A 15,795-nucleotide genomic window follows, 5' to 3' on the forward strand; every position below is an offset into this window, starting at 1 on the left:
AGAAACAAAAAAAGGAAGGCAAGCCTTCCTTTTTAAAAATCAGATTAATTCAGCTATTAGCTTTTAATATCAAGCAAATTACCCAATGACGCCTGATTGGTTCTTACTTCAGACTGCTTAAGCAACGAATCATTGCCTTGATCCTGAACACTGTTGTAAGTTTTTTGCTGTTCGACAGTTTCCACTGCCCGGTTAACCTGATCGCTCGGTGCGGAACTGATGGCAACACCACCTTTCACAGCATCGGCAGCAGTAATACCAGCACTAGAAGTTGGCTGAGTAGAACCGCCCTCTTCTTGTCGACTTTCACTCGCAGCATCTAGCCGTTGCTGAGCCTGATTGTTTGTACCGGCAATCTGACGGTTCGCCAGAGTGACCTGTGAAACAGATGATTCAATCATGTTGGCCTCCCAGAAGAAAAAATTAAACCCATGTGAGTATCAAGTAAGACTACGGATACAGACATGGGTTCAATATAGCCTCTAACTCAAGCTTCCGAAAGGAAGTATTAGAAATAAATTATGTTTATTTAGGCTTATCATTTTTAATAAAGTAGATTAAACCGCCAAAAAACGCGATTGCTCCGCCAATTACCAGCAGGCTGGCGAATACAGCATCATCCATATACATAGTCAGCACCTCAAAGGGTTTGTTTCGCAATAAACTGAGTCCAGACTAACAAGCGATGAAGAGATAAACCCTGCCCTAGATCAAGTGAATTAGCGCTCCAACATATAGTCCTATTAAGCTTGTGACCCGCGTCAATAAACCGCAGTTACGGGCCAAAAGAAGTAGCCGTTAACGGTTTTATCATCTACGGCTTAAACAAGCCTGCTACCCCTTAATTTGAGGTCCGCTGTATTTGATCTTGAATAAACAAACCTATCGCTTCAAGCTCTGCCATACACACTTCATGCATCATAGGATAAGCCTGCCATTGGGAGCGTCCTGCTAGGGCTCGCGTTATCTCTACAGCTTTTTTACCCATACTGAAAGGCACAACATCATCCTGAGAGCCATGCCCATGCCAGAAAATCAGTTGATTTAACTCTAGGTGAGGCATATCAACAGGAAGCGCAACATAAGTCGATAATGCCAAAACCGCTGCGGGTTTGGTCGGAGTCTTTTTAGTCGAAGCCTTTATATTGGCTGCCGTATTATCAACAATTTCATCCGAAGCGTTCCCTACAGAATAACGCCCCCCATTAAGAGCCGCTTCTAACACAACAGCACCACCTTGAGAAAAGCCGACCCAGAAGATTCGCTCCTCCGGAATCCCATCATCAATCTGGGCTTGCGTTAGTTCATGTAAGCCCTGAGCCGCTTCATAAAGATGCTCCGGTACAATTTCACGTTCAGGTAACATTTTTAAAATGTCATACCATGCGGGCATCGCCCAGCCGCCATTAACGGTAACAGGCCTCTCAGGAGCCTGCGGGAAAAGAAAGCGTACCCGAGCATCATCGGGCAATTTTAGATGCGGAACTGCTGGAATAAAATCATCGGCACTAGCGCCCAGTCCATGCAACCAGATAACACAAGTATCCGGCTTAGGTGATGTTTCAAGCGATTTTAAACCTAATGTAAAAAGATCCATGACAGCCTTCTCAAGAGTTACGTTAATAAAATTATATTCTTACATAGCGGTATAGAGGAAACGGTATCAAGCCCTAACAATCAAGCCCTAAAAAATAGACTAATAAAGACAATTCTGATATTGATTTTATTGATTAATCCCACTATTTTTAAGATATCTTTGAAAACATGACGTATTTTCTTTATGCTTCCGCTTCTGTGCGCCATTCAATCCAGCCAGACTTAATGCCATGCCTAAGCTGCTCGTCCATATTATTCTTCTTATCGGAAGCCTTTTGCTATCTGCCTGCAGTAGTTCGCCCTATGGGCCAGCAACAAGCAAGGTGCATTTAGTCAGGCTTGGGGAAACCTTCTACAGTATTGCCCGTCGCTACGATGTTGATCTTGAAACCCTTGCCCGCTACAACCCTAAAGTCGTACCTCATCGGCTAAAAGCCGGTACAGAGCTGCAAATCCCTGCCCGTGGCGTCGTTGCGCAAAAGCCCAGTATTCAATACACCGTGCAAAGAGGCGATACCCTAAGCAGTATTTCTGATCATTTTGCTACCCCCCTTGGCGATCTAAAACAAAGCAACCCAGGTATTGACCATGACCGTCTGTTTCCGGGTCAGAACCTCATTATTGCCGTTGGTACTCGCCGTGCTGCAACAGGCTATATTTGGCCGATTAGTAGCCCTCAACTGATTAGCGGCTTTGGTGAAGAAAACTGGGGCTTGCAAAAAGGGGTAAACTTACGAGCAAAACAGGGGCAAACAGTATTCGCGGCTAAAGGAGGCTCTATCAGCTTTGCAGGGGAAATGAGAAGTCTCGGCAAGGTTATTATTATTCAGCATCCAAACGATCAGCAAACCGTTTATGCCAGCTGTGAAGCTCTCGTCGTTAAAACCGGCGATCGCGTGAAAAAACAGCAACCCATCGCTACTGTTGGTTTTAATACTTTGGTTAACGAAGCAGCCTTACATTTCCAGTTCCGAGACAGGGGCGCCCCCCTGCCACCAGAAAATTACCTACCAATCATTGAATAAACCTTTCTAGCTCTTCTGACGCTTGGCAATAGCATCCTGTAGGAAGCCTGCAGGCATCGCTTTGGAAGCCTGGGAGAAATCCGTTCGCGCGCCAGCTTCATCAACCCAGCAACTGATAAGTCGTGACGGCGTCACATCAAAATAGATATTTCGAGGATGAATAAACTCAATGGCAGGCAGTTGTAGCTCATCCGTTTCCATCTCTTCCAGTTCAATCTCATCCGCACGTCGACGACTATGCTTAAAGCTCTCTGCCACGAAAAAGACTGGAACAGCATGATCACGAGCCGCTAACGCAACCAAATACGTACCCGCTTTATTCACTACAGAACCATCATCAAGCACGCTGTCGGCACCCAATAGAACAACATCCGCTTGATTGATAAAGCAGCCTAGCTGAGCTTCTGTAATGTAGGTAGTTTCTATTTTCATCTCCGACAAGGCACGAGCTAACCGACGCCCTTCAATACCGGGACGCGCCTCCGTAATAATCACACGGCAATCTGCCGTTTGCATCGTCTCAAGAATGGCTAACACCGTGGTACTGTAGCTATGGGTTAAAATCACGCTTCCCGGTGGAATCTGGGGACTCACCGCCTGAACAATCGCCTTACCCGCTTGCAAAGACATCTTCTGCAGCATTTCAGCCTGTTCAATGCCGTATTCTCGGGCAGCATCCATTGTATCCTGCGGCATATTTTCCAACTGCTCAATCCAACGCTGCATAACATTCCACAACACAGCCATACTAGGCCGAGCCAACTGCATCTGCATTGCCAGATCCAGTAGTTCACTTTTCAAATCAGTGGGGCTATCAGCATCACAAGTATTGGAATACTCTTTAAGATCTTCAAGGGCACTGCGAGACAGCTCACTACCGCCTTTACGCACATCTTCTTTTGCCGCACGAATGCGACGTTCCTTGAACTGGTCATTATTGATATACATGCTTGGATTTTATCCTTACTCAGACGCTGACCTACAAGCTGCCTCATCTGAAAAATACGATTAAGTCTGTGCAATGATACTTATTTTCTGTCATCAGTTCTTTATCAAAAAAATAGCTTAACCTATTGGAGCAAGTAGTTGTCTAAGCTGCTCTAATTTTAATACGACATCCTGGCGATCATTTCCCACTAAAGCACGAGGTGTTACCAACCAAGTGCCACCCACAACAGGGACATTAGGTAGTGCCAGATAGTCCATCATATTGTTTAGCGTAATACCACCGGTAGGGCAAAATTGAATATCTTGCAAAGGTGCTCCCATCGCTTTTAGCAGAGCAATACCACCAGCGGCCTCTGCCGGAAAGAATTTTTGCAAGCCGAAACCATACTCTCTGGCCCGCATCGCCTCGGAAGGCGTCATAACGCCAGGAATAAAAGGGATCGGACAATCTTGAGCTGCATCCAGTAGTGCATCGGTTGCACCGGGTGAAATAACAAATCCTGCGCCAGCATCAGCGGCTTGTACCATTTGGTCTGCAGAGAATACCGTTCCAGCACCAATAGAAAGCTCGGGGAAATATCGACAAAGATGGGCAATAATATCTAATGCTCTTGGGGTTCTCAGCGTCACTTCTAGCTGAATTAAACCTGCATCAACAAAACAACCCGCCAGCCAATCGGCTTGGGCGGTCGATTCTAAAACCAACACAGGAAGCACCCGCTGCTGGGTTAGTTGAGACAATAACATGGCACTCTCCTCTGGCCTCTATATTCTGCGGTCTATTTTTAGATGACTTATTTATGATCCCTGTACCAGTCTTCGACAGGGTGTAACCAAGAGGTAAATAGTTAACCAAGAGATGAATAGTTAACCAAGCGGTGAATAGTTAACGCAATTTCGACCCTTGTTTTTGGATTCATAAAGAGCATGGTCTGCCGCTTTAACGATCGCCCAGTCATCCAAGTCAGTCGCTAATTCATGCTCAGGAATGAGCGTGCTAAATCCAATGGATATCGTCACAACGTCATATGTGGCGTTGGGCGCATGGGCAATATTCAGCTGCTCTATGGTTTTAAGCAGCTCATCGAGCAACAAACCCGCGCCATCAATATCCGTATTAGGCAAGATAAAAGCAAACTCTTCGCCACCATATCGAGCCGCAAGGTCTGTTGGTCGTCGAGTACTGAGGTACAAAGCGGAGGCGATATTTTTGATACAGTCATCGCCCTCTATATGACCAAAGTGATCGTTGTATTTTTTAAACTCATCAATATCAATCAACACCACCGTTAAAGGTTCACGCTCACGGCGGGAGTGTTTTAAATCTATAATCAATTGTTCATCAAAGGTGCGCCGGTTAGCCAAGCCGGTCATACTATCCGTGTGAGCAAGCTTTTCAAGTAACCGGATCACGCGATGGTAATCTAAATGAGTCTGAACCCGGGCTGCTACGACGCGTGGCTTAAGGGGTTTAACAATATAGTCAGCCCCCCCTACATCGAATACTTTTTCTTCAAACCCCACCTCGCTATGACTCGTAATAAACAGTATGGGAATGTCTTCTGTATCAGGGCTACTTTTTAGTTTAGAGCACACTTCCAAACCGCGAATATCCGGCAGCTCTATATCGAGCAAGATCAGATCAGGGTGACGCTCCTCTATCATGGCAAATGCTTGCCTTGCATCTGATGCAAAACGGATACGCCCAATTTTATTCAGTGCTTTGTTCAACGCCATTACAACCGAGCTGTCATCATCAATAATCAAAATATCAGCCAATGTATTCTTTGTTTTTATCATACCGTTATGCCGTCCGAAGGGTCTTTTTAAGAGAGTCAAGCAAGGCGATGACTTCTTTATAATCAAGTCTTGCTAAGCTCTCTTGAAGTTGTTGAAAGCGCTCTTCCCCCAGGGCATCACTGAATGAGGCACTGTACTTATCCACCTCTTCCAAAGCGCCCAAGTCTTGTTCTGCCAGTAGTGTCAAAATATGTTGTACTGTTTCTAGTTGGAGCAAAGGTGCATTTTCTTTAAACATTGAAGCGCCAAACTTCTCTTTTCTCCATGATTCGAGCACTCCAACGCTGGCCTGCTGTAATGCTTGTATCGCAAGAGAAAGGGCGGTCAATATATCTTTTACCGCTTCATGTTCTGTTCGCAATCTTTTTTCAGCTTCTGAAGCAAGTTGTTGTATTTCCTCAGCACCAACCATGCCAGAAACACTTCTTAACTTATGAACCTGAGAGGCAATTTGCAGCCGTACAGAAACCGATTCAGGGGCATCAATATCAATTTCAGGCAATGCAATTAAGTTAGCATGTTCTATCAACAACCCATTCAATGTATTTAAAAAGAGTTGCTTATCGTCAAGTAACAAGCTTTTAGCTTTATCAATATTTAACCCCGTAATGACGGGCCATGCATTCTGTTCAGAGGAATGAGGCTTGAGCGACTCTATCGATATATCTTCTCCCCGATAAGCCTCAACTAACATGCGCAATACATTAATAAGTTTTGAAGGATTGATAGGTTTCGTCAGGAAATCATTCATACCGGCTTCCAAGGCACGATTTTTTTCTTCCAACAGCGCCCCAGCGGTGAGTGCAATAATAGGCAATGATGCCAGCCCTAGGTTATGACGAATGCGCTGAGTTGTCTCAAGACCATCGATCCCCGGCATCTGCACATCCATCAAGACCGCATCATAGTCATTGGAAGTTTCTTCCAATAAAAGCAGGGCTTCTTCCCCACTATTTGCCGTTTGCACGATCGCGCCGTTATGCTCCAGAATATGCCCAACAACAACAAGATTGGTGGGGCTATCATCCACCACAAGCACTCTCATATCAGGCAGCCATTTTACGCCAATAGCTTCGGTACGAGTCGATTGTAGTACCCGCTTAGCGTTACCTGTATTTAATGTCACAATGTCATTAATCGCATTAAACAGTGCTGAGGCGTTAATAGGCTTCATCAGAAAGCTATTAACTAAATTTTCTGGCGTATAGGTCGTGATACTCTCCTTATCATGGGCTGATACCATTAATACCGCAGGTAAATTCTCACGCCCAATTTGATGGGCTAGGGCATTAATAGCGTCTAGGCCATTCATTAAAGGCATCTGCCAATCCACAATCATGGCATCTGGCGGACGCAATTTATTATCTTGGCGAGCCATATAGGCTTTAACGAGTTCATCGCCATTACTAACAACTTCAGACCGCCAACCGAGGGCTCGCGTCATTTTCTGGAGCTGTATGGTATCGGCTGGATTATCTTCCGCGATCAGTACAAAAAGAGCTTGGTTTTGGTTATCTTGCGCGGCGGCTTCGTCAGAAGTTTGAACCCTAAAAGGTAAATCTACCCAAAATTTACTGCCAATATCCTCAGTACTTTCAACACCAATTTTACCCTCCATTAGTTCAATCAATTGATGTACGATGGATAACCCTAGACCTGTGCCACCAAATCGCCGTGTCGTGCTCGAATCAGCCTGAGTGAAAGGTTTAAACAAACGAACTTGGGCTTTGGGTGAAATACCAATGCCTGTATCTTCAACCGTTAAACGAACCGCTATATGGTCTTCCGGTAACTCTTTTCCATCAAGCATCGCGTCTGACCCCGTCAGCACTTCGGCTTGAAACGAAATTTTGCCAATGGTGGTAAATTTAAGAGCATTACTGAGTAAGTTGGCTAGAATCTGGCGTAATCTAACACTATCCGTAACAACCCAGGAAGGCAGTTGAGGGTCTAACTCAAAGTTGAACTCTAGATGCTTTGCTTCCGCCTGAACAGAAAAGACACTAAACACTTCTTCAAAGAGTTCCCGCAGCTCAACAGGCTGTATTTCAAGCTCCATTTCATTCGCTTCTATTTTCGAAAGATCCAGTACATCGTTAACAATCCCTAGTAACGACTTACCTGATATCTGAATCTTGGCAACTAACTGATGCTGCTCCTCGGTCAGTTGTTCTTCAGCTAATAAATAACCCAAGCCAATAATAGCATTGAGAGGCGTTCGAATTTCATGGCTTGTATTCGCCAAAAATGCACTTTTAGCCTCAGTCGCAAGCTCAGCGTCATGTAGCGCTGTACGTAGCTTTTCATCAATGATAAGCCTTTCGGTGACATCCCGAACCGAGACAGACACCAGTATCGTGTCATCCAAATTGATCGCACTTAGGCTGATTTCTATAGGGAACTCACACCCATCAGCTCGTAATGCAAGAAGCTCTTTATTACTTGCTGTACTCGTTGCTCCAGGCTGGCGTATGCAGTTGAGTATCTGCGCTTCATAGGTATTACTAAAGTGGGTGGGAAGTAATTTATGGATTGACCCCCCTTCTAACTCAAGACGGTCATACCCAAACATACGTTCCGCTTGTGCATTAACAATCTGGATAATCCCGGCTTCATTAACCACAAAGGTCGCATCAGGAGCGGATTCCAATAGCCCCTTAAACCGCCCCATCTCTTTGTTTCTCTGATCTTCTATCTGTGCGTTCAACACATTTCTTTGACGTATTTTTTCTCTTAACCATACCCAGTACTGAATAGTGAACCCCGTTAGAGCTATTAATAAAAGAACAACCGTAACACCGCCTATTTCAACGACTATTTGCCTAATGATCAAAAATTGAGACGCTGTGCTGTAAATTCTCAAAAATCGTTCATCGGTATTTCCATTCAGATCAACACCCCCACTAAGAGGAAAAATGCATTGCTCTACAAAAACATTGCCCTGCTCGCCTTGATAGCTCATTAATTTGAAAGAACTTAGACCATAAAATAACGTTGTCGGGGTAAACGCATCCTGCCAACGGTTAGGGTTGCCATACTCAAAGGTGAAGGCTCTTGAGGCATTAGGATGAAGTAAAAAATCGCCCTCTTTATTGGTGATATACAGCTGAGTTTCTTTGGCAACGCTCTTAGCAAGGGCTTTGAGGAAGTGGTCAGCACTAACGTTGACAATAATAATGCCGAAAGGACGGCCATCAGAATGAAACAAAGGTGTGGAAAAACGCCAAACAGGTCGGCTAGGTTGTTCTATTTTCCCAAATTCACGGTTCAGATTGATATCTGATTCGAAGACATTATCGGCCCCAACGTGAAGAGTTTGGCTAATGTATGGCTCATTTTCTTTAGACTGAAGCAGCTGATCACTGAAGACCTCGGGTACCTCACCAAAACGCTGTACTTTGACCACTTCTCGCCAATCATTAACCGCCCCAATAAAACGAACTTGATACACATCTCTTTTGGACAACATATATGTCTTAAGAATGTCGGCTAATCGTTCATTCCACTGCTTTAATTGAGCCTCATTTTTTTCTAAGTGAGGATCGTCAAAATATAACTTTTCTAGAGCACGTATTGGCGGCGTATTGGCGAGAAAGAGGGTGTCACGACGATACCGTTCAGCTTCGGTATCTAGTATTGACAGGGTTGAGCGTTTTGTTTTTAAAAGATTATGACTCACCTCTTGCAGATGGCCTCGTAAAATCAACCCACTGGAGACCACAAAAATAAGAAAAATCATCAGCAGCACAAAAGGATAGGGTTGTTTAAATTGAGGGGTTTTCAAAAAAGCAAATATGCTTTGAAGGCTCAGCTGGTGAATGTCACCCTCTTGGTCTTCTCTGAAAGGATGGGTACGCAAGACGCTTATAATAAAGAAACTGCATAGCGTCAGCCCTAAGCCAAAGATGATGACCCAACCTATAGGCCAAGATCGCACTCTATCTATTTCTTGGATTGAGGGGATCAATTCCATTTTCCAGTGCTGGCCTAACACAAAGATATTGCGTGCTACCCTTTCTTTTGCGGCTTGTTCTTTTAATAGATCAGAGATATCAATATCTTTTGAGTGATAGAAAGGCTCACTTTCTGTCATATTCGTTAATGCGACGGAGGCTTGATCGGTCAAGTCCTTAATATCAGCTAAAACATCATCAATGACTAACGGTGCATAAGACCAGCCGATCACAGCGTTTTCACGGGCTTCTGGGCTATCAAGTGGCATATTCTCAGAATAGATAGGAAATAATACCAGAGCACCCTTCCGAGGCTTTTTATTGACCTGAACAAGTGTAATAGGGGCCGTTAGATATGGCTTATCATTTTTAGCCGCCAATATAGCCGCTAAACGCCGGTTAGTTTCCGACCCGACATCCAGTCCAATCGCTTGTCTATTTTTATCCACTGGATAGATATATTGAATAACAAACCGGTCTTTATCATGGGGTATTAAGGTTCTTATGCTAAAATTAGGGGCGTCATCTTCGCGGGCATGGGCAATAAAAGAGGGTTCTTGCTCTACAGGGACTCGTCGAATAAAACCAAAGCCAAGCGCTCCTGGAAATTCATACGCCACATCACGGCTATTACTGTAGCGCTCAAATTGCTTTCGAGTGATATTGTTAACACCCGTTGCAATAACAGCACCTCTCGCCCCACGCAGGCCATACTCAAAATGTTGGAAACGCTGCTCGATGAGCGTCTCTGCTTTATCGGCAAGGCCATTTGTGTAGCTCCTTACTTGGTACTCATTTTGATAATTGAGAGCCCATGCCGTTAAAAATGTAATCAACACACCCGCTAATAGCGGAGGCCAACAAGTAAAGGCACCAGGTTTTAGAAAGTTTTTATAATGCATTCTGGTAGCCACCCTTAGCTTCACTTGCCGAAATTGACCCGAAGAAGTAACACCTTAATACTTATGCCAGTGCTGCTATAGTTTTTAATGAGTATGAGTTCTAACGAGTATGCCATCAATCAAGACAATACAACCTATAATAAGTATCTTTATTGGCTATGTTCAGCAACCGTTCACCAATCCCTATTAATTTTAGAATCTTTTTTTGTACACCTTTTAACGTCGATCAATTTTTTTTATCACCTGAATATCTAAACGTTTTGCCAAACGCATTAAATTTGCGCGATCCATACCCAGCAAACGGGCAGTAGCGGCCCAGTTTCCATGCTCTTTTTCCAAATACTGCATCAAAATATTTCTTTGATAGGTTTCCGTCATCTGCTTTAAGCTATACCCCACTGCAAATGATGGATTGTTTTCCGTAAAGCCCAAGCCCTGAACTGTTTTTGGTTTGCTTGTTAGACCAGACATCAATACCTGATCAGAAGTAGCATAGTCTACTGAGGAGTTATTGACTAAGGGACGGTTGATCAGAGTGCGACTGGTTAGAATGCTATCAGCGGCAATATCCCCGAGGTGCCGGCACTCGATACAAGCGGTGCGAGCTTTTAAAGCATATTTCTTTTTCTCTTCAAGATTGGCCGTTACGCTTGGCATTGATTCCGCATTAGCGATGAGCGCTGCACGGCCTATCACATGTTCTAGCTCACGCACGTTACCCGGCCAGTTATAACGTTCAAGCACCTGCCGAGCGTTATCCTCCAGCAGCAACTGCTGTAATCCTAATTTACGCCGCGATAATTCCAAAAAATACCCCGCAAGTAGCGCCACATCACCATCCCGCGCTCTTAATGGGGGAACCGTCACAGGGTACACACTTAAGCGATGATACAGATCGGCTCGAAATCGTTTTTGAGCGACTTCTTTTTGCAAAACACGATTAGTGGCCGCAATAACCCGCACATCAACCTGAGAAATTTGATCTTGGCCCACCGGCTGAATCTCTTGGCTTTGTAGTACTCGCAGCAACTTACTTTGCGCTGCCAAGGGTAGTTCTCCAATCTCATCTAGAAATAATGTACCGCCATCAGCCAGGCCAAATTTACCTTCACGGTTTCGATCAGCACCGGTAAAAGCCCCTTTTACATGCCCAAACAGTTCGCTTTCAACCAAGTTTTCAGGCATCGCCGCACAATTAACATAAACAAGGGGTCCTTTGGCACGCCGTGATTGTCCATGCAATGTACGGGCGACTAACTCTTTACCAACACCGGTTTCACCTTCGATTAGAACCGCATAATCCGATGGAGCCACCAACGCCAGCTCGCGCTTTAAGGCTTTCATTACTTCACTTTCCCCCATCAGTTCACCGCCATCCTTGGTCAGTGCTTCTTGGGTTAGCTCACAAATAACATTACGCCTATGGGTAGAGTCATCTTCAAGATGTTGAAGTAGCATGGCGGTTTTTAAACTGGCCGCAGCCATAGCGCTGATGACTTCTAACGTATGCTCAGGAATATCATCAAAAATACCAGGAGTCATACTATCCAACGTTAATACGCCAATTAAGCGATTATCAGAAAGTAATGGCAGCCCCATACAGGCATGTACAGGAAGATCTCCAGAAAAGCCCTTTAACATGCCGTCATAGGGATCTGGCAAACCACACGTTTGCTGAAACCGCACAGGAGCCGATGCGGAGCAAATAGCATCAAAACGAGGATGTGAGCTAATTTCAAAACGTCGCCCTAGGGCATCCGCCCCCAACCCCTTTTGCGCGAGAGGCTTTAGCTCCGACCCTGTTCGCTGTAACAGCACCACCGCATCACAAGGGATGCTGCCACGCACCGTATTAAGCAGTCGATTAAACCTGTCTTGTGCACTCAAGCTATCAGCCATATCAATCGCAAATTGCAGTAACGCGCTTTGAGATAACGAAGAAGATACCTGTGAAGATCGTTGGGAAGATGCTGAAGATAATGGTAGTGGTGACATACAAGCCGCGCCTTAGTGAATCAAAACATAGTAGAAAACAAAAAGTCTTTTAACAGCACAAGTGTCATTAAGACACTTTTTTAATACAGTCATAATGACTCTATAAATCATAAAAAACAGAAAAACAACCATAACTATATGATTTACAACAAAAAATAAAATATGGCATATACGCTGCAACCCTGTCGTCGTTGATATATTTGAAAGAGTTTAAAGACTCAAAAAAGACTGATATTTTAAGGGCTTACCATGCTGACAACATCTCACATCACGATTGTAAAAAGCACTATTCCACTACTTGAAAGCGCTGGCAGCAAAATCACAGAACACTTTTATCAGCGGATGTTCAGTCATAATCCTGAACTGAAACATATCTTTAATATGAGCCATCAAAGCTCAGGCCGCCAATCCGTTGCTCTTTTTAATGCCGTTGCAGCTTACGCCCAACACATCGACAACCTACCGGTATTACAGGCAGCGGTGGAGCGCATTGCTCAAAAGCACACCAGCTTCAACATTCAGCCTGACCAGTACGCCATTGTGGGCCATCACCTCATTCATACGCTAAAAGAGCTTGCACCAGACGCCTTTACCACTGAGGTTGAGGAGGCATGGGTTGCGGCGTACCAACAGTTAGCTAATATATTTATCCAGCGCGAAGCGGAAATTTATCAAAAAAATATGGCAAGCACTGGCGGCTGGGAAGGTGCTCGTCGCTTCCGTTTGCTAGAGAAAAAACAAGAGTCTGAGCAGGTACAAAGCTTGGTTTTTGCCCCTATTGATCAACAGCCTGTAGCGTCTTATCGTCCAGGACAATATCTGGGTATTCGCGTGCAACCGAGCCGCTCCGAATATCAAGAAATTCGCCAATATTCCCTATCAGATGCCCCTAACGGTAAAACCTATCGTATTTCTGTAAAGCGGGAACAGGGCGATATTGACGGATTGGTTTCTAACTATCTGCACGATGAATTACAGGTGAACGATGAAGTAGAGTTATTTACTCCAGCCGGTGACTTTTTCTTTGAGGATCGTAACAAGCCCGTTGTATTAATTTCAGCAGGCGTAGGGCTTACACCCATGATGGCCACGCTGGAAACGCTGGCTAAGGCACATTATACCCATGGGGTAACTTACTTACACGCCTGTGAGAATCAAGCACAACACTCGTTTGACCAAAGAATAAAAGCATTAAGCGCTAATTTAAACCTATCCGCCCACACTTGGTACAATCACGTATCAGAGACGGATGCGCCCCTTTCCGCAGGCCAACGTCATACAGGCCTGATGCAGTTAGCTGAGCTGGGAGATGCTTTACCTGTTGCTGACGCGGACTTTTATCTATGTGGCCCAGTTGGTTTTATGGGATTTATAAAAGCTCAACTGCTTGAGCTAGGGGTTGCGGATTCGCGTATTCACTACGAAGTTTTTGGCCCCCATTCAGACCTGTAACAGGCGATAGGGATAAGAACATAGAATAGCGAGAATAGCGAGAAAGCGCTAAGCAACACGGCTTAGGGCTTTCTTTGCACTTTTTGATTCTCCCTAGCACTTTAAAACAGGGTATTTGAAGACAAGGCACTTGAAGATCAAGAATCCAGAAACGCTTGAACTGCAGCGAAGAACTCTAACGGCTTTTCTGCGTGCAGCCAATGACCGCATCCCGCTAAAGTGACGCTTTGGTGATACGGAAATAGAGCCTGAATCTGCCCTTGATGTTGGGGTAGGACATAATGGGAAAGCTCACCACGAATAAAAAGTGCAGCCTGATTAAATACTGGCCCTTCAGGTGCTTTCATCACGCTATCATAGCCGGCTTTAATCTGATCCAACCCCATTCGCCAACCTAGCTTACCATCGGCTTTTTTCTCTAAATTGGTACTCAGGAACTGGCGCACGCCTAACGTATCAAGGTGCTCCGCCATTAGCTGATCCGCGTCTTTTCGACTCACCGCACCACCGGCATTGCGCACCGCATAAAGTGCAGAAAGCACCTCATCATGGTCATGCCCATAGGCAACAGGGGCAATATCAGCCACCACCAGCTTTTCGACACGACCAGGATAATTTAGCGCCAGCTGCATGGCGACCTTCCCACCCATCGAATGCCCTAGCACATGAGCTTTCTCAATGGCTAGACGATCCATTAAGGCAAGTACATCGGCAGCCATATCGGGATAACTCATACCGTCAACATGCGGCGACCGACCGTGATTGCGCAGGTCTAAAGCAATAACTCGGTAATGCTCTGCAAACTTCTTCGATAGCGTACGCCAGTTATCTGCAGAGCCAAACAGGCCGTGAATAATCAGCAGCGGAAAGCCTTCACCCTGCTCGGTAAAATAAAGCTCTGTAGTGGATAGCACACAGCACCTCGTAAAGAATTAAGCGTGACCAATCAAAAAGATTAGAACCCTTCGTGCATTATGCAATGCCTCAGCGTATGCATCCAGCTTGCTATAAAAATCAGACGCTTATTTACAAAACCTAACCCTTTGCCATCAATCTTATGCTTTTGCCGTAAAAGCTGTCGCAAAAGAGACACGCAAACGCGCTATACTGCACCACAGCATTTGAAGTCTTTTTGTTTTATATCATGCCTTTTTTTGACTTGCGCCTGCAGGCTTCTTGCAAAAGAATATCCTGTTTATGTAAGGTGATTAAGCCAAATGGAAAATAACAAAAATGGCTTCTCTACAGTCGTCACAGGAGTGCACAGTATGAGTATTGCTCGATTAGAATTGATTTATCGCCTCGCCAAACAGCCGGATGCAGTTCCGGTGCTTTTTGTTCATGGGATTTTCAGTGGAGCTTGGATCTGGGAAGAACACTTTTTAGATTGGTTCGCCCAACATGGATACCATGCTTATTCCGTTAGTTTACGCGGTCATGGCAACTCCTCTTCCCCCGATCCAACAGGACAATATAGCCTTAAGGATTATACCGAAGACCTTAAAGACGCTATTCAGGCCATCGAACAAAACCACAAACAACCACCTTTATTAGTCGGCCACTCAATGGGCGGCATGGTTGTTCAACGCTTTTTAAGTCAGCATATTGGCCGCGGTGCCGTGCTGCTATGCAGCATCCCGCCCCAAGGCATGATGCCTTTATCAATCCAAAGTCTCTGGAGCAATCCCGTTACCGCTTTAGAGATGTCGCATACTTATATGATGCCCGAACTTGCCACCACGGGGCAGTTACAACGCTATATGTTCTCAGGCCCAGTTGAACAACAGAAACTTGAGAAATGGTTGCTGCATATGGTGCCAGAATCCCAGCAACTCATCTGGGATATGAGCTGGAGAGACCTGCCTAACCCCTTTGAAGTGAGCAAAACGCCTATCGCGGTTATCGGTGCAACTCAAGATAAGTTAGTGCCTAGAATGACGGTCTCACTGACCGCTGCGACTTACGGCTGTAAACCTTACTGGGTGAACTCAGGTCATGGCGTTATGCTTGATCATAACTGGAAAGATGCCGCTGGTGTTGTTGTTACAGCCTTAGCTGAACTTTTAGCTAAAGAAGAGTCGCTATCGGCTTAACTTCTCTTAATGAACCCCGCCCTAACAATCA

12 protein-coding genes are annotated in these 15,795 nt (G+C 45.0%); 3 read left to right on the plus strand and 9 right to left on the minus strand.

Annotated features, from left to right (window positions below; all coding sequences use genetic code 11):
* Positions 1-56: 56 nt before the first annotated feature.
* The 3 genes from G517_RS0101010 to G517_RS17265 form a co-directional block, all read right to left on the minus strand.
* Positions 57-401, minus strand: coding sequence for a hypothetical protein (locus tag G517_RS0101010; protein WP_028302844.1), 345 nt, complete (start codon positions 399-401; stop codon positions 57-59).
* 124 nt (positions 402-525) lie between these two features.
* On the minus strand, positions 526-630 hold the full coding sequence (gene ccoM, locus G517_RS21170) for a cytochrome c oxidase subunit CcoM (RefSeq protein WP_281167485.1): 105 nt from the start codon (positions 628-630) through the stop codon (positions 526-528).
* A gap of 211 nt (positions 631-841) precedes the next feature.
* A complete protein-coding gene (locus tag G517_RS17265; RefSeq protein WP_036589987.1) occupies positions 842-1,597 on the minus strand; it encodes an alpha/beta hydrolase in 756 nt (251 codons plus the stop codon).
* A gap of 229 nt (positions 1,598-1,826) precedes the next feature.
* On the opposite strand from G517_RS17265, the gene G517_RS0101025 reads away from it, so the two are divergent.
* Complete coding sequence (locus tag G517_RS0101025; RefSeq protein ID WP_028302845.1) at positions 1,827-2,621, plus strand: M23 family metallopeptidase; 795 nt, start codon at positions 1,827-1,829, stop codon at positions 2,619-2,621.
* 6 nt (positions 2,622-2,627) lie between these two features.
* Here the strand turns inward: G517_RS0101025 and G517_RS0101030 are convergent, their stop codons facing one another.
* From G517_RS0101030 to norR, 5 genes are all read right to left on the minus strand, one after another.
* The gene (locus tag G517_RS0101030; RefSeq protein WP_028302846.1) at positions 2,628-3,569 is read right to left on the minus strand and encodes an eIF2B alpha/beta/delta subunit family protein; all 942 of its coding nucleotides are present in this window, start codon (positions 3,567-3,569) and stop codon (positions 2,628-2,630) included.
* Positions 3,570-3,686: 117 nt separating this feature from the next.
* On the minus strand, positions 3,687-4,316 hold the full coding sequence (eda, locus tag G517_RS0101035; protein WP_028302847.1) for a bifunctional 4-hydroxy-2-oxoglutarate aldolase/2-dehydro-3-deoxy-phosphogluconate aldolase: 630 nt from the start codon (positions 4,314-4,316) through the stop codon (positions 3,687-3,689).
* A 120-nt stretch (positions 4,317-4,436) separates the two neighbouring features.
* Positions 4,437-5,369, minus strand: coding sequence for a diguanylate cyclase (locus G517_RS0101040; protein ID WP_028302848.1), 933 nt, complete (start codon positions 5,367-5,369; stop codon positions 4,437-4,439).
* 4 nt (positions 5,370-5,373) lie between these two features.
* The gene (locus G517_RS0101045; RefSeq protein ID WP_028302849.1) at positions 5,374-10,224 is read right to left on the minus strand and encodes a CHASE domain-containing protein; all 4,851 of its coding nucleotides are present in this window, start codon (positions 10,222-10,224) and stop codon (positions 5,374-5,376) included.
* Positions 10,225-10,440: 216 nt separating this feature from the next.
* The gene (gene norR, locus G517_RS0101050; RefSeq protein WP_051205806.1) at positions 10,441-12,219 is read right to left on the minus strand and encodes a nitric oxide reductase transcriptional regulator NorR; all 1,779 of its coding nucleotides are present in this window, start codon (positions 12,217-12,219) and stop codon (positions 10,441-10,443) included.
* 249 nt (positions 12,220-12,468) lie between these two features.
* Here norR and hmpA point away from each other — a divergent pair, with 249 nt between their 5' ends.
* Positions 12,469-13,671: an NO-inducible flavohemoprotein gene (gene hmpA, locus G517_RS0101055; RefSeq protein ID WP_028302851.1), complete on the plus strand. Its 1,203-nt coding sequence runs from the start codon at positions 12,469-12,471 to the stop codon at positions 13,669-13,671.
* 137 nt (positions 13,672-13,808) lie between these two features.
* On the opposite strand, the gene G517_RS0101060 is transcribed toward hmpA, so the two are convergent.
* Entirely contained in the window at positions 13,809-14,585 is a 777-nt protein-coding gene (locus G517_RS0101060; protein ID WP_028302852.1) for an alpha/beta fold hydrolase, read from the minus strand.
* Positions 14,586-14,888: 303 nt separating this feature from the next.
* Between G517_RS0101060 and G517_RS17270 the strand changes: the two genes are divergently transcribed.
* Positions 14,889-15,764, plus strand: coding sequence for an alpha/beta fold hydrolase (locus G517_RS17270; protein WP_084632003.1), 876 nt, complete (start codon positions 14,889-14,891; stop codon positions 15,762-15,764).
* Positions 15,765-15,795: the final 31 nt, after the last annotated feature.

Origin of the sequence: Oceanospirillum maris DSM 6286, from assembly GCF_000422865.1 — a bacterium.
GTDB lineage: Bacteria > Pseudomonadota > Gammaproteobacteria > Pseudomonadales > Halomonadaceae > Oceanospirillum > Oceanospirillum maris.

Excerpts from the sequence above, each read along its gene's own strand:
- G517_RS17265 (WP_036589987.1), bottom strand. The coding sequence starts at position 1,597 with ATGGATCTTTTTACATTAGGTTTAAAATCGCTTGAAACATCACCTAAG.
- hmpA (WP_028302851.1), top strand. The coding sequence starts at position 12,469 with ATGCTGACAACATCTCACATCACGATTGTAAAAAGCACTATTCCACTA.
- G517_RS0101010 (WP_028302844.1), bottom strand. The coding sequence starts at position 401 with ATGATTGAATCATCTGTTTCACAGGTCACTCTGGCGAACCGTCAGATT.
- G517_RS0101045 (WP_028302849.1), bottom strand. The coding sequence starts at position 10,224 with ATGCATTATAAAAACTTTCTAAAACCTGGTGCCTTTACTTGTTGGCCT.
- G517_RS0101025 (WP_028302845.1), top strand. The coding sequence starts at position 1,827 with ATGCCTAAGCTGCTCGTCCATATTATTCTTCTTATCGGAAGCCTTTTG.
- ccoM (WP_281167485.1), bottom strand. The coding sequence starts at position 630 with ATGTATATGGATGATGCTGTATTCGCCAGCCTGCTGGTAATTGGCGGA.
- eda (WP_028302847.1), bottom strand. The coding sequence starts at position 4,316 with ATGTTATTGTCTCAACTAACCCAGCAGCGGGTGCTTCCTGTGTTGGTT.
- G517_RS17270 (WP_084632003.1), top strand. The coding sequence starts at position 14,889 with ATGGAAAATAACAAAAATGGCTTCTCTACAGTCGTCACAGGAGTGCAC.
- norR (WP_051205806.1), bottom strand. The coding sequence starts at position 12,219 with ATGTCACCACTACCATTATCTTCAGCATCTTCCCAACGATCTTCACAG.
- G517_RS0101030 (WP_028302846.1), bottom strand. The coding sequence starts at position 3,569 with ATGTATATCAATAATGACCAGTTCAAGGAACGTCGCATTCGTGCGGCA.
- G517_RS0101040 (WP_028302848.1), bottom strand. The coding sequence starts at position 5,369 with ATGATAAAAACAAAGAATACATTGGCTGATATTTTGATTATTGATGAT.